Origin of the sequence: Mycobacterium sp. 4D054 (assembly GCF_052245755.1) — a bacterium.
Classification (GTDB): domain Bacteria; phylum Actinomycetota; class Actinomycetes; order Mycobacteriales; family Mycobacteriaceae; genus Mycobacterium.
In genome coordinates this window covers 16,631-40,824 of record NZ_JBQQCF010000040.1, presented here as the reverse complement: position 1 = coordinate 40,824, position 24,194 = coordinate 16,631, and the positions used below count along the sequence as shown (strand labels likewise).

The following is a 24,194-nucleotide window of genomic DNA, read 5'->3' as shown; positions in this document are numbered from 1 at the left end:
CGCGGCAGTCCCGAGGACAAGGAGAAACTGTGATGGGCGCTCGCGCGAAGAGCAACAAACCTGTGACGTTCAAGCGGCTCGCGGCGCTGGCGGGCGCGGGGGTCCTGGCATTCGGAATCGTGTCGTGTTCCTCCACCGGCGGAGCGCCCGAGGGGTCCGGCGAGGGTGGCGGCGGCGGCACGGTCGACACGCCGCGCATGACCATCGCAATGATCACCCATGAGGTGCCGGGTGACTCTTTCTGGGATCTGGTGCGCAAGGGCGCTGAGACGGCGGCGAAGAAAGACAACATCGAGCTGCGCTACTCCAACGATCCCGAGGCGCCCAATCAGGCCAACCTCGTGCAGTCGGCGATCGACAGCAACGTCGACGGCATCGCGGTCACGCTGGCCAAGCCGGACGCCATGCAGGCGGCAGTCAGAGCCGCTGAGGCGAAAGGGATTCCGGTCGTGGCGTTCAACGCGGGGATGGACGCCTGGAAGGGCATGGGCGTCAAGGAGTACTTCGGCCAGGACGGCCGCATCGCCGGTCAGGGAGTCGGTGACCGGCTCCGCAGCGAGAACGCCACCAAGGCCATTTGCGTGATCCAGGAGCAGGGACACGTCGACCTCGAGGCGCGCTGCGCCGGTGTCAAGGAGACGTTCCCGGCCACCGAGACCCTCAACGTCAACGGCAAGGACATGCCGTCGGTGGAGTCGACCATCACCGCCAAGTTGCAGCAGGATCCGAGCATCGACTACATCGTCACCCTCGGCGCTCCGTTCGCCCTGACCGCGGTGCAGTCGGCCCAGAACGCGGGCAGCACCGCCAAGATCGGCACCTTCGACACGAACGCCGCCCTGGTCGAGGCGATCCAGGCCGGTGACGTGCAGTGGGCCGTCGACCAGCAGCCCTACCTGCAGGGCTACCTCGCCGTCGACTCGCTGTGGCTGTACCTGACCAACGGCAATGTCATCGGCGGCGGCCAGCCGACCCTGACCGGGCCCGCCTTCATCGACAAGTCGAACATCGATGCGGTGGCTGAGTATGCGAAGGGCGGCACCCGATAATGTCCACCCAGCAGACTCTCGACGTCGCCGGCCACAAGGTGGTGCGCGACGAACGCGTCAAGGAACGAAACCGGCTGCAACGCATCCTGATCCGGCCCGAGATGGGCGCGGGCATCGGTGCCATCGGGATCTTCGTCTTCTTCCTGATCGTCGCGGAACCGTTCCGGGAGGCGTCGTCGCTGGCCACGGTTCTGTACGCCAGCTCCACGATCGGCATCATGGCTTGCGGTGTCGCGGTGCTCATGATCGGCGGTGAGTTCGACCTGTCGGCCGGCGTGGCCGTCACCTTCAGCTCGCTGGCCGCGTCGATGCTCGCCTACAACCTGCACCTGAATCTGTGGGTGGGCGCGCTGCTTTCGCTGATCCTGGCGCTGGCCGTCGGCTTCTTCAACGGCTTCCTGGTGATGAAGACCAAGATTCCGAGCTTCCTGATCACCTTGAGCACCTTCTTCATGCTCGCCGGCATCAACCTCGCGGTCACCAAGCTGGTGGCCGGGCAGGTCGCCACTCAGAGCGTCAGCGACATGCAGGGTTGGGACTCGGCGCAGAAGGTGTTCGCGTCGTCGTTCACGCTGTTCGGGGTCAGCATCCGGATCACCGTGGTGTGGTGGCTGGTGTTCACCGCGATCGCGACATGGGTGCTGTTCAAGACCAAGATCGGCAACTGGATCTTCGCGGTCGGCGGTGACAAGGACAGTGCCCGCGCCGTGGGTGTTCCGGTCACCAAGGTCAAGATCGGGCTGTTCATGTTCGTCGGGTTCTGCGCCTGGTTCGTCGGCATGCACCTACTGTTCGCGTTCAACACGGTGCAGTCGGGCCAGGGCATCGGCAACGAGTTCTTCTACATCATCGCCGCGGTCATCGGCGGATGCCTGCTGACCGGTGGGTACGGCACCGCGATCGGTGCGGCCATCGGTGCGTTCATCTTCGGCATGACCAACCAGGGCATCGTGTACGCGGGCTGGGACCCCGACTGGTTCAAGTTTTTCCTGGGCGCGATGCTGCTGTTCGCGGTGATCGCCAACAACGCCTTCCGCAACTACGCAGCAAAGAAGTGATTCGATGACTATCTCTGTCGAAAAGCCAAGCAGCGACGCGCAATCCGGTGGCAAGGCGCCTCTGGTCGAGCTGAAGAACGTCGGCAAGTCCTACGGCAACATCACCGCGCTCAAGGACATCTGCCTGCGGGTGCACGCCGGTGAGGTCACCGGCATCCTCGGCGACAACGGGGCCGGGAAGTCCACGCTGATCAAGATCATCGCCGGACTGCATCAGCAGACTGAAGGCGAGCTTCTCGTCGACGGCGCACCCACCAAGTTCGCCTCACCGGCCGAGGCGTTGGGCAAGGGCATCGCGACCGTCTACCAGAACCTGGCCGTCGTGCCGCTGATGCCGGTGTGGCGCAACTTCTTCCTCGGCCAGGAGCTGCGCAAGAAGTCGTTCCCGTTTTCGTTGGACGCCAACGCGATGCGCGCCACGACGTTGTCCGAGCTGTCGAAGATGGGCATCGACCTACCGGATGTCGACGTCCCGATAGGCTCCCTGTCGGGTGGTCAGAAGCAGTGTGTGGCAATCGCGCGGGCGGTGTTCTTCGGGGCACGGGTGCTGATCCTCGACGAGCCCACCGCCGCGTTGGGCGTCAAGCAGTCCGGGGTGGTGTTGAAATACATCACCGCTGCCAAGGAGGCCGGGTTCGGCGTGGTGTTCATCACGCACAACCCGCACCACGCGCACATGGTGGGTGACCACTTCGTCCTGCTCAACCGCGGCAGGCAGAAACTCGACTGCACCTACGACGACATCACCCTGGAGCACCTCACCCAGGAGATGGCCGGCGGCGACGAGCTCGAAGCGCTGTCCCACGAGCTGCGCGCCTCCAAAAACTGAGTCAGCGCCGGATCGCAGGCCCCGTGGACGGATTCGTCTGCGGGGCCTCCGGTCGTGCGTCAGCGCACGTCCAGGACGGCCTGCCGGCGACCCTGCCAGGGAGCAGCGACTCGGCGCCGGCCGATCTGCGGAGCGAGCCGGCAGTCGGCGAGCAGGTCCAGCGGGTGGCGCAGCCTGCCAGGACACCGAGGGTTCATGGTTTCGACATGATGTCGGTACCGCTGTCGACGAGCCCGATACGGATCCGGACGGCACAATGGCGTCATGACCAATGGCGAACCCCGGGCGCATGCCCCGGTTTGGCGTGACCCGCTGTCAGCGGGTTGGCGGGCGCACCGCGGTCTGATGCTGTTGCGCCTGCGCTGGCACGAGCGGCGCGGTGCAGGGGCTTCCCAGCAGGAGTGATCCGCCGGCGGGCTGCAGGTCAGCGCGGGTTCATGCCCGCGACGCGGTACGCCTCGTCGATGAGCGCCATGTTGGCCACCGCGTCGGCCGTGTCGAGCGGTAGCGGGGCGCCGTGGCGGACGTGATCGGCGAACGCCTCAAGCTGATATGTGTACGACGTGCGGATGCCGTGCCGTTCGACGGTGGTGCCGTCCTCGGTGCACAGCGTCAGCCTGTCGTCGCCGTGCGGCTTGATGAAGTCGTGCACGAATGCCTCTGCGCGCGTGCCGATCAGCCGCAGCGTGAACGAATACTCTTCGTCGACCATCGAATTGGCCGTCAATCCGGTCACCCCGGACGGGAACACCAGTTCCGCGTCGAACCGCTCGTCGACGCCGGGGCTGCGTTGCACCGCCGTCGCCGAAACCACCGACGGCGTGCCGAATCTGCGCAGGATGTGCAGCCCGTAGCAACCCAGGTCCATGAGTGCGCCACCGGCGAGCTCCAGCGACCAGCGCGGGTCGCCGGACGCCGGGGTCGGCATGCCCATCCGCACCTCGATGCGGCTCAGTTCGCCGAGGGTGCCGTCCCCGGCCAAGGCCAAGGCCCGCTGCGTGACGGGGTGGAACAGGTAGTGGAAGCCCTCCATCACCGTGACCCCCGCGGCCTCGGCCGCGGCGGCGACCCGGGCCGCTTCCTCCCGGTTCCGGGCGAACGGTTTCTCCGTCAGCACCGGTTTGCCGGCCGTGACCGCGGCCAGGTTCCAGGGCGCGTGCAACGCGTTGGCCAGCGGGTTGTAGATGACGTCGACCTCCGGGTCGGTCACCACATCCTGGTAGGAGGGTACTACCCGCTCGACGCCGTACTTGTCTGCGAAAGACTTGGCCCGCAACGGATCCCGGGCGGCCACCGCAACCAGACGGTGCCCCAGCTCCTGGGCGGGTTCGACAATCGCCGATTCGGCGATCCGCGACGCGCCGAGGATACCGATCCGCAGCGTCACGACGAGATGCCGGCAGCCGCGCCCTGCAGGTACTCGACACTTGCCAGCACGTCGGCCAGTGGTCCGGCCTTGTCCGGCTCGCGGTCGAGGATGTTGTCCTGCTCCATCACGTACCAGCCGTCGAAGCCGTGGTCCTCCAACGTCTTCACAATGCCGGCGATGTCCACGTCGCCGGCGCCCAGCGGGACGTACATGCCCGCGGCCACGGCCTGGGTGTAGGTCATCTCACCGGACTGCACCTTGGCCGCCAGGCCGGCGTCGACGTCCTTGAGGTGGGCGTGCCTGATCCGTTCAGGCACCTCTTTGGTCAGCGCCAGCGGGTCGGTGCCCCCGATCAGCAGGTGACCGGTGTCCAGACACAGCGGAATCCGCGACCCGGCGAGCACGCGGTCGACCTCCGCGCGCGACTCCACCATGGTGCCGACGTGCGGATGCAGCACGGCGGTCAAACCGCGCGCGGCGACGACGTCGGCCAGCCGATCCAGGTTGGACAGCAGAGTCGCCCACTGTGTCTCGTCGAGGACGGGGCGTTCGTCGTAGCCGTCCAGGCCGGTGGCGGCGGCGAGTACGACAACTCCCGCGCCCGCGGCGACCAGCGACTCCAGCGGTCCGGCCAGGTCCTCGACCGGGTCGTGGTCGTCCTTGTACAACACCACCGGCACGAATCCGCCCACGCACGCGAGCCCGTAACCGTCGAGCAGTTGCACCAGTTCGGCGGTGTCAGTGGGCAGGAAGCCCTCCGGCCCCAGTTCCGTTGCCGTCAAACCTGCCTGGCGCATCTCGGTCAGCACCCGATCGGAGCTGAGCTGATAGCCCCAGCCGGGAACCTCGCACACACCCCACGAAATCGGTGCACCCGCGATCTTCATTCCTTGACCTCCTCGATGCGCACCGGAACACCTCGGCGCAGTGACTCTGTGGCAGCTTCGGCGATCCATGCGACCTCCACCGCGTCGCTGACTGTGGCGCCCTGAATGGGGCCGCCTTCGACGACTTTCACAAAAGCGCCGAGCTCGGCGCGGAACGCCTCGGTGAACCGGTCCATGAAGAAATGGTGCGGCTGACCGGTAGGGAAGTCAGAGGACGGGTCGGCGTTGTGCACCGGGACACCCTGGTCCCAGCCCGCGACGACGGTGTCGTCGAAGCCATGCACCTCAAGGCGGCAGTCGTAGCCGCGGCCGTTGTACCGGGCCGCGGACACCACACCCAACGCGCCGCCGTCGAACCGCACCACCACGGCGGCGGTGTCGACGTCGCCGTACTCGGCGAACAGCGGGTCGCCCTGCACGCTGCCGGTGGCGTACACCTCCACGACGTTCTGCCCGGTGACCCAGCGGATCACGTCGAAATCGTGCACGGCGCAGTCGCGGAAGATGCCGCCGGAACCCTTGATGTAGTCCATCGGCGGGGGAGCGGGATCCATCGTGGTGCTGCGAACAGTGTGCAGCGCGCCCAGCGTGCCGTTGTCGACGGCCTGCTTCACCGCCGCGAAGGCGGCATCGAATCGGCGCTGATAGCCCACCTGGACGGCCACTCCCGAACGGGTGATCGCCTCGGCGACGCGGGCGCTCTCGGCGGCGGTGGACGCGATCGGCTTCTCGCAGAACGTCGGCAGCCCGCGCTCGACGGCGGCCAGAGTCAACTCCGCGTGCGCGGGAGTGGCCGCCGCGACGACCACGCCATCGATGCCCGAGGACAACAGCTTCTCGACCGATTCCACCGGCGTGGCACCGTATTTGGCGGCCACCTCGCTGACGACGTCGGGCCGTTCGTCGGTGATGACGAGGCCGGACACCTCCGGCAGATTGATCAGCGTCTCGGCGTGGAACGCCCCGATCCGGCCGAGGCCGATGAGTCCGAGGGTGGTCATGGGTTTCTCCGTTCGTTGTGATCGCGAAGCGCGATGTCGAGTTCGTCCGCGGTGAGGTTTGCGGCCAGTGCGTCGAGCACGGTGTCGACCTGGCTCAGTGGGGCCAGGCTGCCGATGGGTTGGTCGCTGTCCAGGTTGGTCGGGAACGCATAGCCCTCGGCGGTGGCCACCACGGCGTTCTCCACGTCGCGGTGCGGCCGGCCGGCGGCTTGCATGGCCAACAGGGCGGGATAGACGGCGCGCACCATCGCGGTGCGGTCCAGCGCCTCCATGGCCCGGCCGAACGGTGAGCTGATCTGCATCAGGTTCGCGATGCGGCGGATGTCGGCCGAGACGTTGGTGCCCGCACCGTGATACAGCGCCGGATTGAAGAACACCGCGTCGCCGGTGCGCAGCGGCAGCTGGACGTGATGCGCGGCGAAGTAGTCGATGAACGCGGGCCGGTTGAACGCGAGGTAGCCGCCGGTGAAGCGCTGCGAATGGGGCAGCAGCATGGTCGGCCCGCTCTCGACGGGCATGTCGCAGTGCGCGACGGCGCCCTGCAGCGTCAGCGTCGGGGACGTGCGGTGGATGTGCGCCGGATAGGCGGACAGGTGCTGCTCGGGAACGAAGCCGAGGTGGTAATCCCGGTGCGGCACCTGGGCTTTGCCGCCCGGATTGACGACGTTGACCTGTGAGGTGACCTGGTAGCGCGGCCCCAGCCAGGCCTGGCAGACGACCGCGAGGGCGTCGTTGGCGTAGTAGTCGGCGAACACCTGCGGGTCGTGCAGCGCCAGCTTCTGCGCGGCGTTCCAGATGCGGTCGTTCGCGCCGGGCGCACCGAAGTGGTCCCCAGCGGCGAGGCCAGCCGCGCGCTGGGCCTCGATGAGCGCGAAGAACGCGTCGTTGGTGCGGTCCACGACGTCGGTGTCGAAGGCCTCGGTGAACACCACGACGCCGGGGCCGTCGGCCAGCGCCCGGATCAGCTCGGCCTGCAACGCGCGTCGGTCGGTCGTGCGGGCCATCGCCGGCGCGGAGTAGACGAGCACGTTGTCGCGTACCTCGCGGGCGTGCGGGTAAACGCTGAGGTCGGTGTCGCGCTCGACCTGGCGGCGAAATTCGTCGAGGTCGAGGTCAGAGTCATCCAGCCACGGGCTGGGCGCGGTGTTGAGCGGTGCTGCCACGCCGCCTAGTCTTGCTGTGATCAGCACCGCAATCAACGGCATGAATCCATCAAAAACACCTCAGCGGTCGCGGCCGGCCGGCGGCCACTGCGCGGGAGAGGAGAGCCACGTGCCGCACAGGTACAAGGTGCGCGAGATCGCGCAGCAGGCCGGGCTCAGCGAGGCGACCGTGGACCGCGTGCTGCACAACCGGCCGGGGGTCCGCGAGAACACCGTGGCCGAGGTGAGGCAGGCGATCGCCGACCTGGACAAGCAGCGGGCCCAGCTGCGGCTCAACGGCCGGCGTTATCTGGTCGATGTGGTCATGCAGACCCCGCAGCGGTTCTCCGACGCATTTCGTGCGGCCGTGGAGGCCGAACTGCCCGCGTTCGCACCGGCGATGATGCGGGCCCGGTTTCATCTGTGGGAGTCCGGTTCCCCTGCGCAGACGGTGGAGGCGCTGGACAGGATCCGGGGCAGCCACGGGGTGGTGCTCAAGGCGCCCGACGATTCCGCGGTGGCCGAGGCCGTCGACCGGCTCGTCGAGTCCGGGGTCCCGGTGGTGACCTACACGACCGATGTGCCGTCGAGTGCGCGGTGCGGATATGTGGGCATCGACAACCACGGCGCCGGCGTCACGGCGGCCTACCTGATGCAGCAGTGGCTCGGGGACGCACCGTCCGATGTGCTGATCACCCTGAGTCGCACGGTGTTCCGCGGGGAAGGCGAGCGGGAGGTCGGGTTCCGTTCGGCGCTGCGCCCGTCGGGACGCGCGATCGTCGAGGTCAGTGACAGCGACGGCATCGACGCCACCAATGAGCGTCTGGTGCTCGAGGCGCTCAAGGCCAACCCCGGCGTGCGGGCGGTCTACTCGGTCGGTGGCGGCAACGTGGCGACGGTCGCGGCGTTCGAGAAACTCGAGCGGGAGTGCAGGGTGTTCATCGCGCACGACCTGGACGCCGACAATCGGCGGCTGCTGCGTGATGGCCGGATCTCGGCGGTGCTGCACAACGATCTGCGTGCCGACGCCCGCCTCGCGCTACGCCTGATCCTGCAGGAGCAGGGCGCTTTGCCGGCGGAGCCCGTGCGGCCGGTGCCGATCCAGGTGGTGACGCCCTACAACGTGCCCGTCCATCACTGACCCCAAGGTCGCAGGTGCTAGCTGGCAGCTACTGATGGGTAACCGTTTCTAAGAAAACGGCGTCGCGCCGAGGTGTCTTTTAAACGTGACGAACAACACAATTTTGTCTCATCGTGACTGCGGGCGACGCGCTGAACTGTGCGTTCGGTGAGGCGGCCCCGAAACGTCGCCGCGTCGGCTGGTATAGGACGGCCTAAGAGAAGTGCAATAATCGGTACTGCTAGTGACACCAAATTGTGGTGGACACCCATTCGCGGCGCGTTGCGTCGACTGCGACTCGGTGGGTATTCGCCAGATGTGGCCCTGACAGCACCGGGCAGCTCATGGAAGGCAGGCGAGTGGGAGAGAACGGCAACGCGGCCGCAACGCCTCGGCAGAAGCTGGAAAAAGTCGTCATCCGGTTCGCCGGCGACTCCGGTGACGGAATGCAGCTCACCGGCGACCGGTTCACCTCCGAGGCCGCGCTCTTCGGCAACGACCTGGCCACCCAGCCGAACTACCCGGCCGAGATCCGCGCCCCTCAGGGCACCCTGCCCGGCGTGTCGTCGTTCCAGATCCAGATCGCCGATTACGACATCCTCACCGCCGGTGACCGTCCCGATGTGCTGGTCGCGATGAACCCCGCCGCGCTCAAGGCCAACGTGTCGGACCTGCCCCGGGGCGGCCTGATCATCGCGAACTCCGACGAGTTCACCAAGCGCAACCTCGCCAAGGTCGGCTACGACGCCAACCCGCTGGAGAGCGACGAACTCTCGGACTATGTCGTGCAGGCGGTCCCGATGACGACCCTGACGCTCGGCGCGGTCGAATCCATCGGGGCCACCAAGAAGGACGGCCAGCGCGCCAAGAACATGTTCGCGCTCGGGCTGCTGTCGTGGATGTACGGCCGCGAACTGGAGCACAGCGAGGCCTTCATCCGGGAGAAGTTCGCCCGTAAGCCCGATGTCGCCGAGGCCAACGTGCTGGCGCTCAAGGCAGGGTGGAACTACGGCGAGACCACCGAGGCGTTCGGCACCACCTACGAGGTTTCCCCGGCCAAGCTCAAGACCGGCGAATACCGGCAGATCTCCGGCAACACCGCGCTGGCCTACGGCTTGATCTCCGCTGGGCACCTCGCCGACCTGCAGATCGTGCTCGGCACATACCCGATCACCCCGGCCTCGGACATCCTCCACGAGCTGTCCAAGCACAAGAACTTCAACGTGCTGACGTTCCAGGCCGAGGATGAGATCGCCGGTATCGGCGCGGCCATCGGCGCGTCATACGGGGGCGCGCTCGGTGTCACGAGCACGTCGGGGCCCGGCGTCTCGTTGAAGTCCGAGGCGATCGGCCTGGCCGTGATGACCGAGCTGCCGCTGATCGTCATCGACGTCCAGCGCGGCGGGCCTTCGACGGGTCTGCCCACCAAGACCGAACAGGCCGACCTGCTGCAGGCGATGTTCGGCCGCAACGGCGAGTCGCCGGTGGCCGTGCTGGCCCCGCGTTCGCCGTCGGACTGCTTCGACATTGCCGTGGAGGCCGCGCGGATCGCGATCGACTACCACACCCCGGTGATGATCCTGTCCGACGGTGCGATCGCCAACGGCTCGGAGCCGTGGCGGATCCCGGACGTGTCCTCCTACGACAAGATCGAGCACACCTTCGCCAAGGAAGGTGAGCCCTTCCAGCCGTACGCCCGCGATCCCGAGACGCTGGCCCGCCAGTTCGCGGTCCCTGGCACTCCCGGGCTGGCGCACCGGATCGGTGGCCTGGAATCGGCCAACGGCTCGGGCAACATCTCGTACGAGCCCAAGAACCACGACCTGATGGTCCGCCTGCGCAACGAGAAGATCGCCGGGATCGCGGTGCCCGACCTCGAGGTCGACGATCCGACCGGCGATGCCGAGCTGTTGATGCTGGGCTGGGGCAGCAGCTACGGCCCGATCGGTGAGGCCTGCCGGCGCGCACGCCGCAACGGCATCAGGGTCGCGCACGCGCAGCTGCGGCACCTCAACCCGTTCCCCGCGAACCTGGGCGAGGTGCTCAACCGCTACGCCAGGGTGGTCGTCCCAGAGATGAACCTCGGCCAGCTCGCGTTGCTGCTGCGTGGGAAGTATCTGGTCGACGTACAGTCGGTGACCAAGGTGGAAGGGATGGCGTTCCTCGCCGACGAGGTGGAGGGCATCATCGACGCCGCGCTGGAGGGAACGCTCGGCGACAAGGAAATCGAGAAGGCTAAGTTCGCGCGGCTGGCCGCGGCCACCATCGAGGCCCCGGCGACCGACGCGACTGGTGTGGGAGCGAACGCATGACCGACGAGCACTTGCGCGAGGAGCCGAAATGACCGACCTGATCGGCAGTGACCTGGGGCTGACTCCGTCCGGCCTGACCAAGACCAGCCTGGTCCCGACGACCGACCAGCCGCAGAAGGCCAAGGACTTCACCAGCGACCAGGAGGTCCGCTGGTGCCCCGGTTGCGGCGACTACGTCATCCTCAACACGATCCGCAACTTCTTGCCCGAGCTGGGTCTGCGTCGCGAGAACATCGCGTTCGTCAGCGGCATCGGCTGCTCCAGCCGGTTCCCGTACTACCTGGAGACCTACGGCTTCCACTCGATCCACGGTCGCGCCCCCACCATCGCCACCGGCCTCGCGCTCGCGCGCGAGGACCTCTCGGTGTGGGTGGTCACCGGTGACGGTGACGCGCTGTCGATCGGCGGCAACCACCTCATCCACGCGCTGCGCCGCAACATCAACATCACGATCCTGCTGTTCAACAACCGGATCTACGGTCTGACCAAGGGGCAGTACTCGCCGACCTCGGAGACGGGCAAGGTCACCAAGTCGACGCCGATGGGCTCGCTGGACTACCCGTTCAACCCGGTCTCCCTGGCGCTCGGCGCCGAGGCGACCTTCGTGGGCCGCGCACTGGACTCGGACCGCAAGGGACTGTCCGAGGTGCTTCGCGGCGCCGCCCAGCACCGCGGTGCGGCGCTGGTGGAGATCATGCAGGACTGCCCGATCTTCAACGACGGCTCGTTCGACGCGCTGCGCAAGGAAGGCGCCGAGGAGCGGCTGATCAACATCACCCACGGACAGCCGATCACCTTCGGTCCTGACAGTGAGTACTGCGTGGTCAAGTCCGGATACGGGCTGGAGGTCGCCAAGACCGCCGACGTGTCGGCCGACGAGATCGTGGTCCACGACGCGACGGTCGAGGATCCGGCGTACGCGTTCGCGCTGTCGCGGCTGTCCGAGCAGAACCTCGACCACATGGTCATGGGGATCTTCCGTCAGGTCAGCAAGCCGACCTACGACGACGCGGCCCGTCAGCAGCTGGCCACCGCGCGCGAGACCAGGGCGCACGACACCGCTGCCCTGCAGTCGCTGCTGCGCGGTAAAGACACCTGGACAGTCGACTGATCCGACTGGCTGACCCAGCCTAGGTAGCTGCGCTAACGTCACCGGTGTGACGTCACCGCTGCCGTTGGCTGCTGTCGTACTCGCCGGGGGAGCCTCCCGGCGGATGGGTCGGGACAAGGCCACGTTGACCGTCGACGGACCCTCGGGGCCCGTCACCCTTATCGAGCGCGTGGTCGCCGTGGTGCGTGAACGCTGCGATCCGGTCTTCGTGGTCGCCGCACCCGGTCAGGCGCTGCCCGACCTGGATGCCGTCGTGCTGCGCGACGAGATCCGCGGTGTGGGGCCGCTGCTGGCGACCGGCCGGGGTCTGCGTGCCGCCGCCGAAGCAGGCCGCGCGCACGCGTTCCTGTGTGCGGTCGACATGCCGGCGCTGACCTCCGAGGTGATCGATGTCCTCGCCGCCCCCGCGGGCCGGTTGGATGCGGACGTGGTGCTCCCGTGGGACGGGCGCGACCACTACCTCGCGGGTATCTACCGCACGGCCCTGCACACCGTGGTCTCGGAGCTGCTCGCGGCTGGGGAGCGCAGCATGCGGTCGCTGGTGGATGCGGTCGACACGCAGCGGATCGTCCTGCCGCCCCAGCCGTCCCTGGCCAACGTCAACACAGCAGACGAGCTGGCAGCAGTCGTACCGCCGCGATTGTCCCAGCAAATTCCCATTGATTCTTTTGACAATGACTATCGCTAATTCCTTGCCCGAAATCGGCCAATTCCTCGTATTTACTGTCGTAATGTTTGACAGCTGTCAGGATGGTCGGGTGTGACGGCATGGCCGGCCGTCGGCCCCTTTGTCATGTTGCGCTCCAACAAGTTTCAGTATCTGCGGGGCTGAAAAGCGGTCAATTCGAGCGCTTTTCACCCTGACAAGCGCGATTGAACTGGTTCGCCGAAATTGGAGACGGTTCCCGTATTCGTTCCCGGCGCCCCGATTTGGCGACCGGGCGGTGCTCCGGCCGTCCGTCGACCGCTGTCGTTTCGCGGCGAAAACGGCTGATTTGGAAGAGGATTCGTCTGGGACGGGTTGCGCGCCGGGTTGCGGTGGTTCACTGACGACCATCGAAATCAGTTGCAGGAAAAGGGAATTCGATGATGGCAAGGAAGCGGTGATCGCCCCGGGCCAGCGAACCGACTCGCCCGCGACGGGCGCATCGACAAGCCGATCAAGGCTTCTTGCGTGCGATGCGGCGACTCTGAGCGGTCTGCGGTCCGCGACGCAAGTGGTCCAGCTCACAAAAAGCCGGTGATTTGACTCACTTTCGCCGGACTGGCGGTCTGTCCTGACCCCTGCGTCAAACATCCATCTGACCTGCACGGACGGCGAACGCTCCCCGTCGTGATCATTCCGTGATCTGCGTGCGACACGTTCTCCGGCGATATGACTTTGGCCGGATCGCTTTGTACGGTCCCAAACAGCTTCTTACGGAGCAAATAACTCAAAACCACGAACCAGCGTGTGAGTGGGGCCGGGGCGGCCGAGTCGGTCGTCCGGGCCGTCGGGTTTTCCGATCCGGCGAGGTCTCCAGGTGACCTCCCCTGTTGTGCCTGACCGAGACGGCGCAACCCAAATCACCGCCTGCTGTGCAGGCATCACACCCGTGTGACACCGCGTGTCCATGGGCGTCCTTGGCGCGCGCTCGGCGAAAGGACAAATCTTGAAGAACATCCGCAAGACGTTTGGGCTGGCCGCTTTTGCCGGGGCGCTCGCCATCGCGCCGATGGCTGCCGTCACTGGCTTGGCGGCCGGCACCGCGAATGCGGACGGCGTCAACTGGGACGCTGTGGCTGCCTGCGAGTCCGGCGGCAACTGGTCGATCAACACCGGAAACGGTTACTACGGCGGCCTGCAGTTCACCATGAGCACGTGGCAGTCCAACGGCGGCTCGGGTGCCCCGCACCAGGCCAGCCGCGAGGAGCAGATCCGCGTCGCCAACAACGTCCTGCAGAGCCAGGGCATCGGTGCGTGGCCGACCTGCGGCGGGCGCGGCTGACCGCCGACGAACGCGACCAAGAAGCGGTGCCGACCCCGTCGGCACCGCTTCTCGTTTCTTCTGCCCCTCTGGCGCCGTCCTTCTCAGACGCCTCTTACGTCAGATAAGTAACTGTTAAAACTTTCGTCTCTTCGCTAACAGGTGATGCGCATCACTCGACAGTGCAGGTAACCGCGTCGTGAAAGCTCCACCACTTCACTGCGGGCCTTGAGTCACAAACGGTCGGGGAAGGACCGCAGAGATGAACGTGCGTACCGCAGTCAACAAGGGCCTGATGGCCGCCGCGATCTCCGGAGCCCTGGCCGTCGTGCCGATGGCACTGGACGGCACCACCGCCACCGCCCACGCCGACTCCGTCAACTGGGATGCGATCGCGAAGTGCGAGTCGGGCGGAAACTGGGCCATCAACACCGGCAACGGACACTTCGGCGGACTGCAGTTCAAGCAGGCCACCTGGTTGGCCAACGGCGGCGTGGGCAACCCGGCCAGCGCTTCCCGGCACGAGCAGATCCGCGTCGCCGAGAACGTGCTGCGCACCCAGGGCCTGAAGGCCTGGCCGAAGTGCGGCGCCAAGGGCATGGCCGCCCAGGTCTGGGGCAACCCGGCTCCGGCGGCACCGGCCACGGTCCCTTCGACCACCACGGGCAGGGCCAACGGCTGCGCCACGATGCCCACCTCGGTCTTCGGCGGCGTGCTGGACCTCCGCAAGATGTGCACCGCGCTGTTCACGCCGCGCTCGGCGCGCTGACCGGAGAGCCGCGCCGAGCACGACCCGGCGGTCAGCCGGCCGCGTCGCGGACAGTGGGCAGGACAAAGGCGGCACCGGCTGCGATCGAGGCCAGGTGGCGCGTCACCGCCCACTCCGGGATCAGCGTGCTCGCCCGGCTGGCGAGGCCGCTGAGCGCCGCCGGCCGCAGATTGACGATGCGGCCGATCGCGGCGGATTCACGCACCAGCGGGCGCACCCGCTTCTTGCGAAACACCGCGAATTTCGCGAACGCGGTCGGCAGGTCGGGGCACAACTCGACGAACCTCGCCAGGATCGCCGCGTCCTCCAGGCCCTGACAGCCGCCCTGTCCCAGGTGCGGTCGCATCGGATGGGCGGCGTCGCCGATGATCACGGTCGGGCCGCGAGACCAGTGGTCGGGTTGGGCGCGGTCGTAGAGGTCGTTGCGCAGAAGGTCGGCCGGATCCGTCGCCGCCAGCAGCGCCGGGATCGGATCAGCCCATCCGGACAGCTTCGCGCTCAGGTAGGCATGTTCGCCGCCCGGGGCTCTGCTGCCCTCGGGGGCGCGTTCGGTGGCGAACCAGTAAGTGTGGTCGGGGCCGAGCGGGACATGTCCGACCTCGGTGCCCGCCGCCATGGTCTCGCCGGCCAGCGCCGGATCCAGCCGGTATGCCGCGACGCCTCGCCATGCGGTGTACCCGACGTATCGGCTGCGCAGCGGGCCGTTGAGCGTGCGCGCCAGCGTCGAGTTCACCCCGTCGGCGCCAACCACCGCGTCGGCGTCGCGGACGCCGCCGTCTGACAAGGTGAGCTGCACCGAGGACTCGGCGATCGACACCCCCGTCACCGCCGTCCCGGTCCGCACGGTCCCCGGGGGCAAGCTGTTCACAAGAATGTCGGTCAGCGCCGACCGTCGCACGACGACCAGGGGCTCACCGAGCGCGGTGACGATCCGCTGCGCCGAGGGGCGGCGCAGCCACGAGCCGTCGCGCCAGCGGATCGCGCCGGCGGTCACGCGTCCGCCGGCGCGCCTGACGTCCTCCCCGAGGCCGATGCGGTCCAGTGCGGCCAGCGCGTTCGGCCAGATGCTGATGCCCGCGCCCGAACTCACGTCGGTGCGTTGTTCCAGCACCGTCACGTCGTGCCCGCAGTGCCGCAGCGCGACGGCCGCCGCGAGACCGGCGATTCCGGCGCCGATCACGATGGTGTGCCCCGACATGCACCGACCCTAGCGATATGCGTCAAGTGGACGAGACAGCGCGGTCACACGGCCGAAACGCACCGCTGGTTTCCTGAACGGCAACCCCGTCAACCGTCGGTATACCGGAGGGTGTCATGAGACCTGCGCTCGAGCTGACCAGTGTGCCCGAATGGGCGGTGCGGCCGACCCAACCGGCCGCCGACCTCTCCGGTCGGTGCTGGACGATCATCGCGATCGGCGCCGCCGGGATGCAGGTCGCTCAGCGCTGGAGCGCTGAGATCGCCGCTGTGCCAGCCCAATCCGAGGTCCGTCTGCATCCGACGCCTGACGGTGACGACGGCGAGTCGGCGTGTACGGCGCTGCGCCGGGATCTCGCCGACGCCCGGGTGGGGTGGCGCCTGATGATCGCCGGTCCGGCGAGTGCCTGTCTCAAGGTGCGGGCCGAGGCCCTCGCGGCCGGTGTCGCCGACGACGAGATGACCGTCGGCTCGACCGAGGTAGCCCGGCGCGCGGTGCGTTGCGTGCACTGCCGGACGGTCACCACCGCCTCCGTGGCTCTGGAGGACGTCCTGGTGTGCGCCGGGTGTGCGCGCAATATAGTTGTGCACTACCATGTTTCGAGGCTGCAGGGTGCCCACCTGGGGTACATGGCCGACGCCGAGCAGCAGGTGGCGTCGTGAACATGCGCAGGCTCGCCGTCGCCGCGGTCGACGACACCTTCGACGGTATCCGGACCCTGACACTGGTCGACCCCGACGGGGGTGCGCTGCCGTCGTTCACTCCCGGCAGTCACCTCGTCGTGGAGTGCGCAGGACCGGGGTCGCCGGTCAACGCCTACTCGCTGACCGGCGAGGCCACCGCACCTGCGGCCTATGTGATCTCGGTGTTGCGGGCAGGTCGCGACGGTGCTCCGAGCGGTTCACGCTGGATCCATGACGAGCTCACCCCGGGTGACACGGTGCTAGCCCGTCCGCCACGCAGCGCGTTCCCCCCGATCCTGCGGGCCCGCCGACATCTGTTGGTAGCGGCGGGGATCGGCATCACGCCTATGGTCTCGCATCTGCGCAGCGCTCGATTGTGGGGTCGCGATGCGCGACTGCTCTACATCCACCGTCGCGGCCGGGGCGTCTACGCCGATCTCGTCCGCGAGCTCACCGAGCACGTGTCGATCCACACCCGCCGTGCCGATCTCGTCGCCGAGTTGACCGCGAGCCTGGCCGATCAGCCGCTCGGAACGCACCTTTACGTGTGTGGCCCGGCCGGTTTCATCGACGTCGTCACGGCCTCCGCGGTCGAACTAGGGTGGCGGGCCAGCCGTATCCACGTCGAGCACTTCGGAATCGACGCACTCGATCCGGGCGAACCGTTCGCGGTGCGGCTGTCCTCCGACGCGGAGGAGTTCACCGTCGATGCCGGTGTTTCGTTGCTCGACGCGCTCGAAGGACGCGGGATCGAAGTGCCCAACCTCTGCCGCCGGGGCGTGTGCGGAGAGTGTCGAATTCCGGTGTCGGGCGGGGTCATCGAGCACCGCGACCTGTACCTGACCGACGACGAGAAGAATGCGGGGGATTCGATGATGGCCTGTGTGTCCCGGGCCCGGGGCCAGAGCCTGGAGTTGGCGCTGTGATCTCGGCGCCCGACCTTATCGCGACGTTCCCGTTCCCGTTCGCCACCGACCAGTATCGGTACAGCACCAATGTGGAGCCGGCAGGTGCGGTGGTGCCGACCCCGGCCGGAGGGTGGGGGGAGCGGGTGGTCGACATCGACAGCGAATACGAGCGCGAACTGGCTGAGCGCGCAACGATTCTGGCTGCCGATCCGAGCAGGTACGCGGTGCTGGCGCACATGCGGCCGGCGTGCTGGGATGCGATGCTGACATTGATGCGTGAGATGGCGGCGGCGTACCCGGATGTCATGTCCGTGCAACGGCACGGCGCCGGGTGGCGCTGGCGCAACGACCGGCTGGGCCTGGTGCAGGATTTCGTCGTCGGTGACGACGCGACCCTGCCCGCCGAGCCGCTGGCCTACATCGCCGCGCAGGTCCAGGAGGACATCGTGCTGCTCGACCAGCGCGACGGGGATCTGTTCGGCGATGCCGGCGTGGTGACCTTCGCCGCCGACTGGTCGTTCGGGTTCGACGTGGGCATGACGTTCCTGGAGATCCACGGACCTGTACCGCGGTTGCGTGCAACGGGCGTGATCACCCGCGCCCGGGAGTTCCTGATGCGGTTGCAGCCCGGGGAGACCTATCGGCGCACCAACTGGACGTTGACCGTCGGTCGCCGCCTCGACGTTTCGACCGAGCGCTACCACGAGTGGGGCCCGGACCGGACCACGATCCAGACCGTCCCTGACGAGCAGTTCGGACGTCTGGTGCACCTGCGCGTCGAGGTGCAGCATCTGATCCGCCTGCCGGAGTCGGGATCGGTCTGTTTCCTGATCCGTACCTATCTGCTCCCGCTGGCCGACCTGGTCGCATTCGACCCGTGGCGGCAGGCCACCGCGGCGGTGCTGGCCGACCTGCCCGCGGACATGGCCGAATACAAGGGCATCATCGCCTACCGCGACCGTGCGGTGCAGTGGCTGCGCAACGCCGGCTGAAGGTCGGCCGACGGCGGCACCCCGTGCGCCCTGCGGACGCAGAATCGCCCGAATCCACAACGGATTCGGGCGATTCTGTCTGTGCTCGCGAGCGGCCGGTGACCGCACGCGCATTGCGGCGCTCAGTAGGGGGTCGGTTCTCCTTCGGCCGCCGGTCCCGGCTCCACCGGTTGATGTTCGATGATCGCGTTGTACGCCTTGTTCTCGTGCTGGATCATCCGAACGAAGAACCCGACGAACAACATCACCGCCAGCAGGAAGCACAGCCAGACTCCCACGGAGTAGCCGCCGAACGTGAACACCACCCCGGCGTCCTCATAGCTGTCGATCGGGCTGAACATCTACTTCACCTCCACTGCACCGATGAGGGCCTTGCCGCCGTTGACGGGCATGACCGTCACCGGGATGCCCTCCGGGTACGGCGTCGCGGGCACCTCGCTCAGGTCCAGACCCTGTTCCTCGACCTCCTTCGGAATCCGCAGCAGGCCAACCTTCTTCAGCCCCAGCGAGACGAGGTAGGCGGGGATGAAGCCGAGCGCCGCGAACACCACCGCACCGACCGCCTGGCCCCACAGCGAGATCGACGGGTTGCCGTCGGTGTTCGGGTAGCCCGCCAGGAACACACCGGCCATCAGTACCGAATACAGTCCGACCCCGCCGTGCACCGCCACGGCGCCGACCACGTCGTCGATCTTGAACTTCTCCAACAGCTTTCCGATGTAGGGGATCAACGCACCGGCGCCCAGCGCGAGCACGAACGCCAGCGCGGGGTGATAGAGGTCCATGCCGGACGCGACCCCGATGATGCCGGCCAGCCCACCCGAGATGGTCCAGAACGGTTCACCGCGCGAGGTCATGTAGGCCCCGATGATGCCGCCGGCCAGACCCATCAGTGTGTTGAAGGCGAACGCGCTCAACGTGGTCGGGCTGGCATAGATCGTGCTGAACCCGTCGCCGGCGTAGATGACACAGCCCATCAGGAAGCCGAAGAAGCCGGTGAAGATCAACATCAGGCCCAGCATGGTCAGCGGCAGGTTGTGCGGGCGAATCGTCATGGCCTTGCCGTCCGGCAGGAACCGTCCGATGCGCGGGCCGAGGTTGATCAGGATGCCCAGGGTCGCGAAGCCGGCGATCATGTGCACGCAACCGGCGGCGCCGACGTCGTGAAAGCCCAGTTTGGTCAGCATCCAACCGGCGCCGTGCCAGCCCCACGCCGCCCCGATGATCCAGGTCACCGACCCCACGAGCACGGTCAGAACCAGGAACCCACTGGTCCGGATGCGTTCCAGCACAGCGCCGGACATGATCGAACCGGTGGTGGCGGCGAACAGCGCGAACGCCCCCCAGAAGATGCCGCTGGCCGGGTCCGCGACGTTCGGGCCCATGTTGTCGCCCCACGGCAGCGCGGCCTTGGCCGCGTCGTTGAACTCGATGAAGCCGCTGGGCATCGCGTTGTAGAGGAACCAGCCGACGAAGAAGAACGACGCGACGATCGTCGCCAGCGCCAGAAGGTTCTTCATCGCCGTGGCGAGCACGTTCTTCGACCGCGAGGCGCCGACCTCGTAGGCGAGGAAGCCGGCGTGGATGAGCATCATCAACGCGATCGACATCCAATAGAAGAACTCGTTGTTGACTGCGGCCATGGACGCCAAGGCGTCCTCGACTTCGGGTGTCAATGGGACCTCCGCCGGGTCTGTTGGGGTGGTTTCCCGGAACACGGTTTATTCGTAGTGTTCTCGAGGTACTGATGGTGTACGACGCTTGACGCTAACCGTGGGAATGTGTCCCACCGGTCAAGGTGTGTTAATTCCACGTGAAGTCCTGTACGGCAGTGTGTTACGAAATCCGTATGCCTTCTGCTCCGAATGTCCCCGCTGCGACCCCGTCCACTCCCTTTCACGACCTCGACCGATTCCTGGCGCTGCCGCGGGTGGCCGCTCTGGCGGTCTCGCCGGACGGTTCCCGCGTCGTGACGACGGTGGCCGAACTCGACGACAAGCGCACCGAATTCGTCACTGCGCTATGGGAACTCGACCCGACCGGCGGGCGGCCGGCGCGGCGCCTGACCTACGGCGCCAAGGGGGAGTCCGCGCCGGAGTTCACCGCCGACGGTGACCTGCTGTTCCTGGCGACCCGGCCCGGCGAGGGCGACGACAAGCCTGCCGGCAAGTCACTGTGGCGGCTGCCCGCCGTCGGCGGCGAGGCACACGAAGTGGCGACACTGCCCGGCGGCATCGACAGTGTGCGGGCGGCGGACGCAGCGGCCACCATGGTGGTCACCTCCACCATGCTCGCCTCCGCCGCCGACACCGACACCGACCAGCGGCTGCGGAACCTGCGCAAGGACAACAAGATCTCGGCGGTGCTGCACACCGGCTATCCGGTGCGGTACTGGGACCACGACCTCGGCCCCGAACAGACCCACGTCTTCGACCTCACCGGCGGCGCGGCACGCGACCTGACGCCCGCGCCGGACCGCGCGCTGCGTGACGCGCACGTCGACCTCAGCCGCGACGGCACGTTCCTCGTGACGACGTGGCAGGACCCGGCGCCGGGAGCGGCGCTGCGCACCGTGCTGGTCCGGGTCGACATCGCGACAGCGCAACGGACCACGGTGGTCGACGACCGGCGCGCCGACCTCGGAAACCCGGCCATTTCGCCGGATGGCCGATCGGTGGCCTACACGCGGGAAACGATCTCCACACCTCGACAGGCTCCACGAATCACGTTGTGTGTGTTGCGGTTCGGCGAAGAACCGGTCGAGCTCACCGTCGACTGGGACCGCTGGCCGACGTCGGTCACCTGGTCGGCGGACGGCTCGGCGGTGATCGTCACCGCCGACGACAACGGTCGTGGCCCCGTCTTCGCCGTCGACCCTGCCACCGGAGCGGTGCGCAGCTTGGTGGCCGACGACTTCACCTACACCGACGTGCGGACCGCGCCCGGCGGTGTGCTGTTCGCGCTGCGCAGTTCCTATACGACGCCGCCGCACCCGGTCCGCATCGATGCCGACGGGTCGGTCACCGTTCTCGACTGCGTTCCGTTTCCGGAACTGCCCGGCGCGCTGATGGAGGTGGCCGCCACGGCCGAGGACGGGCAGACCGTGCGGTCCTGGCTGGTCCTTCCCGATGATGACGAGCCCGCCCCGCTGCTGCTGTGGATTCACGGCGGACCACTGGCAAGCTGGAACGCCTGGCACTGGCGCTGGAACCCGTGGCTGATGGCGGCCCAGGGCTATGCCGTGCTGCTCCCGGACCCGGCCCTGTCCACCGGGTATGGCCAGCACTTCATCCAACGGGGCTGGGGGGCATGGGGATTCGCGCCGTATACGGACCTGATGGCCGCGACCGACGCGGCGTGCGCGCACCCGAGGGTGGACGCCACCCGCTCCGCGGCTATGGGCGGCTCGTTCGGCGGGTACATGGCCAACTGGATCGCCGGGCACACCGACCGGTTCTCGGCGATCGTCACCCACGCCAGTCTGTGGGCCCTCGACCAGTTCGGTGCGACCACCGACGGCGCCTATTGGTGGGCCAGGGAGATGACGCCGGAGATGACCAGGGCCAACTCACCGCACCTCTTCGTCTCCGAGATCGCCACCCCCATGCTGGTCATCCACGGGGACAAGGATTACCGGGTGCCGATCGGGGAGGCGCTGCGGCTCTGGTATGAGCTGCTGAGCAAGTCGGCGAGGCCCGCCGCCGACGACGGCAGCACGGTGCACCGGTTCCTGTACTTCCCGTCGGAGAACCATTGGGTGCTGAGCCCGCCGCACGCGAAAATCTGGTACCAGGTGGTGCTGGCGTTCCTGGCCCGCCACGTGCTCGGACAGGACACCGAGCTGCCGGAAACGCTCGGGTAGCGTCAGCGGACATGAGCGCAGACGCCGCACACGACCGTCAGCACGACATCGTGGTCTACGGGGCCACCGGCTTCGTCGGGAAGCTGACCGCGCAGTACCTCGCCACCGCCGGTACCGGTGCCCGCATCGCGCTGGCCGGCCGTTCGGCAGATCGCCTGCTGGCGGTCCGGGACTCGCTGGGCGAAGCGGCGCAGGACTGGCCGCTGATCGTCGCCGACGCGTCTTCGCCGTCGACACTGAACGAACTCGCGGCCAGCACCCGGGTGGTGGTCACCACCGTGGGCCCGTACCTGCGGCACGGCCTGCCGCTGGTCGCGGCGTGCGCGGCGGCGGGCACCGACTACGCCGACCTCACCGGTGAGACCCTGTTCGTGCGCCGGTGCATCGACCTGCACCACAAACAGGCCGCCGACACCGGCGCGCGGATCGTGCACGCGTGCGGCTTCGACTCGATCCCGTCGGATCTGACCGTGTTCGCGCTGCACCGGCAGGCCGGACGCGACGGCGCCGGCGCGCTCGGGGACACCAACTACGTCGTACGCACCTTCGCCGGCGGGGTGTCCGGCGGCACGGTGGCGTCGATGGCCGAGCTCGCCCGCGAGGCGTCGCTGGACCCCGAAGCCCGCCGCCTGCTCAACGACCCCTACACATTGACCCCTGACCGGGGCGCCGAACCCGAACTCGGCGCTCAGCCGGACGCGCGGTGGCGCCGCGGCCGGGAGATCGCCCCTGAACTCGACGGCTACTGGGTCGGCGCGTTCGCCATGGCGCTGCCCAACACCCGCATCGTGCGGCGCAGCAACGCGCTGCTGGACTACTCGTACGGCAGGCGGTTCGAGTATGCCGAGCAGATGAGCACCGGGCACTCGGTGGCCGCGCCGCTGCTGGCCGCCATGGCCACGGCCGGAAATGTCGCGACGATGGAACTCGGCAGCCGCTTCCTCAACCGAGTGCCGCGCCGGGCGCTGGAGCGCGTCCTGCCCAAACCCGGCACCGGGCCGAGCGAGCAGACCCGGGAACGCGGGCATTACACCGTCGAGACCTACACCACGACCTCGACCGGCGCCCGCTACGTTGCCCGGATGTCGCAGCAGGGTGACCCCGGCTACAAGGCGACCTCGGTGCTGCTCGGCGAAAGCGGACTGGCGCTCGCGCTGGATCGCGACAAGCTGCCCGACCTGCACGGAATCCTGACCCCGGCCGCGGCCATCGGCGACGCGCTGCTGGCCCGGTTCCCGGCCGCCGGGGTCAGCCTGGACGTGTCGCGGTTGAACTGATCGATCCGGTCCCCGGCGTCGATCCCGGGTCTACTGTCGCTTGCATGGCCGACCTCGACGAGCTCTACGGGGAGATTCCGACCCGGCAGATCGCTGCCCGACTGGGCGCCGACGAGGCCGAGGTCAGCGGCGCCATCAAGACGCTGCTGCCCGTGCTGGTCGGCGGACTACAGCACAACGCGCAAGACCCCGGCACCGCGGCGAACATCGCCTCCGCGGCCGACAACCACGCCGGTCTGCTCGACGGCGGTGTCGACGTCGACCAGGTCGACGAGGCGGACGGCTCCAAGGCGGTCGCGAAGATCTTCGGCGGCAACGACACCGGCCAGGTCGCCTCGGCGCTGTCGCGCGGCGGGGCCGGGAACAGCGACCTGATCAACAGACTGCTCCCGATCCTCGCGCCGATCGTGCTCGCCTACATCGGCCGGAAACTCACCGGCGGCCAGGCGCAACCCCAGGGCCAGGGCGGTGGCGGCCTCGGCGACATCCTGGGCGGGATCCTGGGCGGTGGCGGTCAGCGCTCCGCAGGTGAGGACAACCCGCTGGGCAGCATCCTCGGCAGCGTGCTCGGCGGCGACAAAGGCGGTCCGCTCGGCGACATTCTGGGCGGCCTGCTCGGCGGGAAGAGGTGACGCGGCTCTGTCGCCGTCGGGCGGAAAG

22 protein-coding genes and 1 pseudogene are annotated in these 24,194 nt (G+C 67.8%); 16 read left to right on the top strand and 7 right to left on the bottom strand.

Annotation, left to right across the window (positions count from 1 at the left end; genetic code table 11):
* Positions 1–32: 32 nt before the first annotated feature.
* The 4 genes from ACTWP6_RS23295 (at position 33) to ACTWP6_RS23280 (ending at position 3,341) form a co-directional block, all read left to right on the top strand.
* Entirely contained in the window at positions 33–1,049 is a 1,017-nt protein-coding gene (locus tag ACTWP6_RS23295) for a substrate-binding domain-containing protein (protein WP_396884585.1), read from the top strand.
* Positions 1,049–2,107: an ABC transporter permease gene (locus ACTWP6_RS23290; protein WP_260754270.1), complete on the top strand. Its 1,059-nt coding sequence runs from the start codon at positions 1,049–1,051 to the stop codon at positions 2,105–2,107. Before ACTWP6_RS23295 ends, ACTWP6_RS23290 begins: the two co-directional genes overlap by 1 nt.
* 4 nt (positions 2,108–2,111) lie before the next feature.
* The gene (locus tag ACTWP6_RS23285; protein WP_260754268.1) at positions 2,112–2,936 is read left to right on the top strand and encodes an ATP-binding cassette domain-containing protein; all 825 of its coding nucleotides are present in this window, start codon (positions 2,112–2,114) and stop codon (positions 2,934–2,936) included.
* 264 nt (positions 2,937–3,200) lie between these two features.
* Positions 3,201–3,341 carry a hypothetical protein gene (locus tag ACTWP6_RS23280; protein ID WP_260754266.1) on the top strand — a complete coding sequence of 47 codons (141 nt, stop codon included), beginning with the start codon at positions 3,201–3,203 and terminating at the stop codon, positions 3,339–3,341.
* Between the two features lie 19 nt (positions 3,342–3,360).
* Here ACTWP6_RS23280 and ACTWP6_RS23275 read toward each other — a convergent pair whose 3' ends face one another.
* The 4 genes from ACTWP6_RS23275 to ACTWP6_RS23260 are packed head-to-tail and all read right to left on the bottom strand — an operon-like array spanning position 3,361 to position 7,398.
* Positions 3,361–4,323 carry a Gfo/Idh/MocA family protein gene (locus ACTWP6_RS23275; RefSeq protein WP_260754265.1) on the bottom strand — a complete coding sequence of 321 codons (963 nt, stop codon included), beginning with the start codon at positions 4,321–4,323 and terminating at the stop codon, positions 3,361–3,363.
* Positions 4,320–5,192: a sugar phosphate isomerase/epimerase family protein gene (locus ACTWP6_RS23270; protein ID WP_260754262.1), complete on the bottom strand. Its 873-nt coding sequence runs from the start codon at positions 5,190–5,192 to the stop codon at positions 4,320–4,322. The genes ACTWP6_RS23275 and ACTWP6_RS23270 overlap by 4 nt, the downstream gene beginning before the upstream one ends.
* Positions 5,189–6,193: a Gfo/Idh/MocA family protein gene (locus ACTWP6_RS23265; protein ID WP_260754260.1), complete on the bottom strand. Its 1,005-nt coding sequence runs from the start codon at positions 6,191–6,193 to the stop codon at positions 5,189–5,191. The genes ACTWP6_RS23270 and ACTWP6_RS23265 overlap by 4 nt, the downstream gene beginning before the upstream one ends.
* Positions 6,190–7,398, bottom strand: a complete 1,209-nt coding sequence (locus tag ACTWP6_RS23260) for a phytanoyl-CoA dioxygenase family protein (RefSeq protein ID WP_260754259.1) — start codon at positions 7,396–7,398, stop codon at positions 6,190–6,192. Before ACTWP6_RS23260 ends, ACTWP6_RS23265 begins: the two co-directional genes overlap by 4 nt.
* Before the next feature lie 67 nt (positions 7,399–7,465).
* On the opposite strand from ACTWP6_RS23260, the gene ACTWP6_RS23255 reads away from it, so the two are divergent.
* From ACTWP6_RS23255 to ACTWP6_RS23230, 6 genes and pseudogenes are all read left to right on the top strand, one after another.
* The gene (locus ACTWP6_RS23255; RefSeq protein WP_260754257.1) at positions 7,466–8,476 is read left to right on the top strand and encodes a LacI family DNA-binding transcriptional regulator; all 1,011 of its coding nucleotides are present in this window, start codon (positions 7,466–7,468) and stop codon (positions 8,474–8,476) included.
* 323 nt (positions 8,477–8,799) lie between these two features.
* Positions 8,800–10,767, top strand: a complete 1,968-nt coding sequence (locus tag ACTWP6_RS23250) for a 2-oxoacid:acceptor oxidoreductase subunit alpha (RefSeq protein ID WP_260754254.1) — start codon at positions 8,800–8,802, stop codon at positions 10,765–10,767.
* 28 nt (positions 10,768–10,795) lie between these two features.
* The gene (locus ACTWP6_RS23245) at positions 10,796–11,878 is read left to right on the top strand and encodes a 2-oxoacid:ferredoxin oxidoreductase subunit beta (protein WP_260754253.1); all 1,083 of its coding nucleotides are present in this window, start codon (positions 10,796–10,798) and stop codon (positions 11,876–11,878) included.
* 46 nt (positions 11,879–11,924) lie between these two features.
* Positions 11,925–12,566 (top strand): molybdenum cofactor guanylyltransferase, encoded by a 642-nt coding sequence (gene mobA / locus ACTWP6_RS23240; RefSeq protein ID WP_443188904.1) that lies wholly within the window; start codon positions 11,925–11,927, stop codon positions 12,564–12,566.
* 1,066 nt (positions 12,567–13,632) lie between these two features.
* Positions 13,633–13,866, top strand: a pseudogene (locus ACTWP6_RS23235) (transglycosylase family protein); the annotation flags it as partial.
* 241 nt (positions 13,867–14,107) lie between these two features.
* A complete protein-coding gene (locus tag ACTWP6_RS23230; protein ID WP_260754249.1) occupies positions 14,108–14,614 on the top strand; it encodes a transglycosylase family protein in 507 nt (168 codons plus the stop codon).
* A 31-nt stretch (positions 14,615–14,645) separates the two neighbouring features.
* Here the strand turns inward: ACTWP6_RS23230 and ACTWP6_RS23225 are convergent, their stop codons facing one another.
* Positions 14,646–15,812, bottom strand: coding sequence for an FAD-dependent oxidoreductase (locus ACTWP6_RS23225; protein ID WP_260754248.1), 1,167 nt, complete (start codon positions 15,810–15,812; stop codon positions 14,646–14,648).
* A gap of 116 nt (positions 15,813–15,928) precedes the next feature.
* On the opposite strand from ACTWP6_RS23225, the gene ACTWP6_RS23220 reads away from it, so the two are divergent.
* Genes ACTWP6_RS23220 through ACTWP6_RS23210 form a run of 3 tightly spaced genes read left to right on the top strand, consistent with a single transcriptional unit; the run spans position 15,929 to position 18,395 of the window.
* Positions 15,929–16,474, top strand: coding sequence for a dimethylamine monooxygenase subunit DmmA family protein (locus ACTWP6_RS23220; RefSeq protein ID WP_443188903.1), 546 nt, complete (start codon positions 15,929–15,931; stop codon positions 16,472–16,474).
* A gap of 2 nt (positions 16,475–16,476) precedes the next feature.
* The gene (locus tag ACTWP6_RS23215) at positions 16,477–17,421 is read left to right on the top strand and encodes a PDR/VanB family oxidoreductase (RefSeq protein WP_443188912.1); all 945 of its coding nucleotides are present in this window, start codon (positions 16,477–16,479) and stop codon (positions 17,419–17,421) included.
* A complete protein-coding gene (locus ACTWP6_RS23210; RefSeq protein ID WP_260754243.1) occupies positions 17,418–18,395 on the top strand; it encodes a heme-dependent oxidative N-demethylase family protein in 978 nt (325 codons plus the stop codon). Before ACTWP6_RS23215 ends, ACTWP6_RS23210 begins: the two co-directional genes overlap by 4 nt.
* 122 nt (positions 18,396–18,517) lie before the next feature.
* Here the strand turns inward: ACTWP6_RS23210 and ACTWP6_RS23205 are convergent, their stop codons facing one another.
* Entirely contained in the window at positions 18,518–18,736 is a 219-nt protein-coding gene (locus ACTWP6_RS23205; RefSeq protein ID WP_260754241.1) for a hypothetical protein, read from the bottom strand.
* A complete protein-coding gene (locus tag ACTWP6_RS23200; protein WP_443188902.1) occupies positions 18,737–20,071 on the bottom strand; it encodes an ammonium transporter in 1,335 nt (444 codons plus the stop codon).
* 173 nt (positions 20,072–20,244) lie between these two features.
* Between ACTWP6_RS23200 and ACTWP6_RS23195 the strand changes: the two genes are divergently transcribed.
* Genes ACTWP6_RS23195 through ACTWP6_RS23185 form a run of 3 tightly spaced genes read left to right on the top strand, consistent with a single transcriptional unit; the run spans position 20,245 to position 24,166 of the window.
* On the top strand, positions 20,245–22,257 hold the full coding sequence (locus ACTWP6_RS23195; protein WP_260754236.1) for an alpha/beta hydrolase family protein: 2,013 nt from the start codon (positions 20,245–20,247) through the stop codon (positions 22,255–22,257).
* 11 nt (positions 22,258–22,268) lie between these two features.
* Complete coding sequence (locus ACTWP6_RS23190) at positions 22,269–23,534, top strand: saccharopine dehydrogenase family protein (protein WP_260754235.1); 1,266 nt, start codon at positions 22,269–22,271, stop codon at positions 23,532–23,534.
* A gap of 44 nt (positions 23,535–23,578) precedes the next feature.
* Positions 23,579–24,166: a DUF937 domain-containing protein gene (locus ACTWP6_RS23185; RefSeq protein WP_260754234.1), complete on the top strand. Its 588-nt coding sequence runs from the start codon at positions 23,579–23,581 to the stop codon at positions 24,164–24,166.
* The last annotated feature ends 28 nt before the right edge of the window (positions 24,167–24,194 follow it).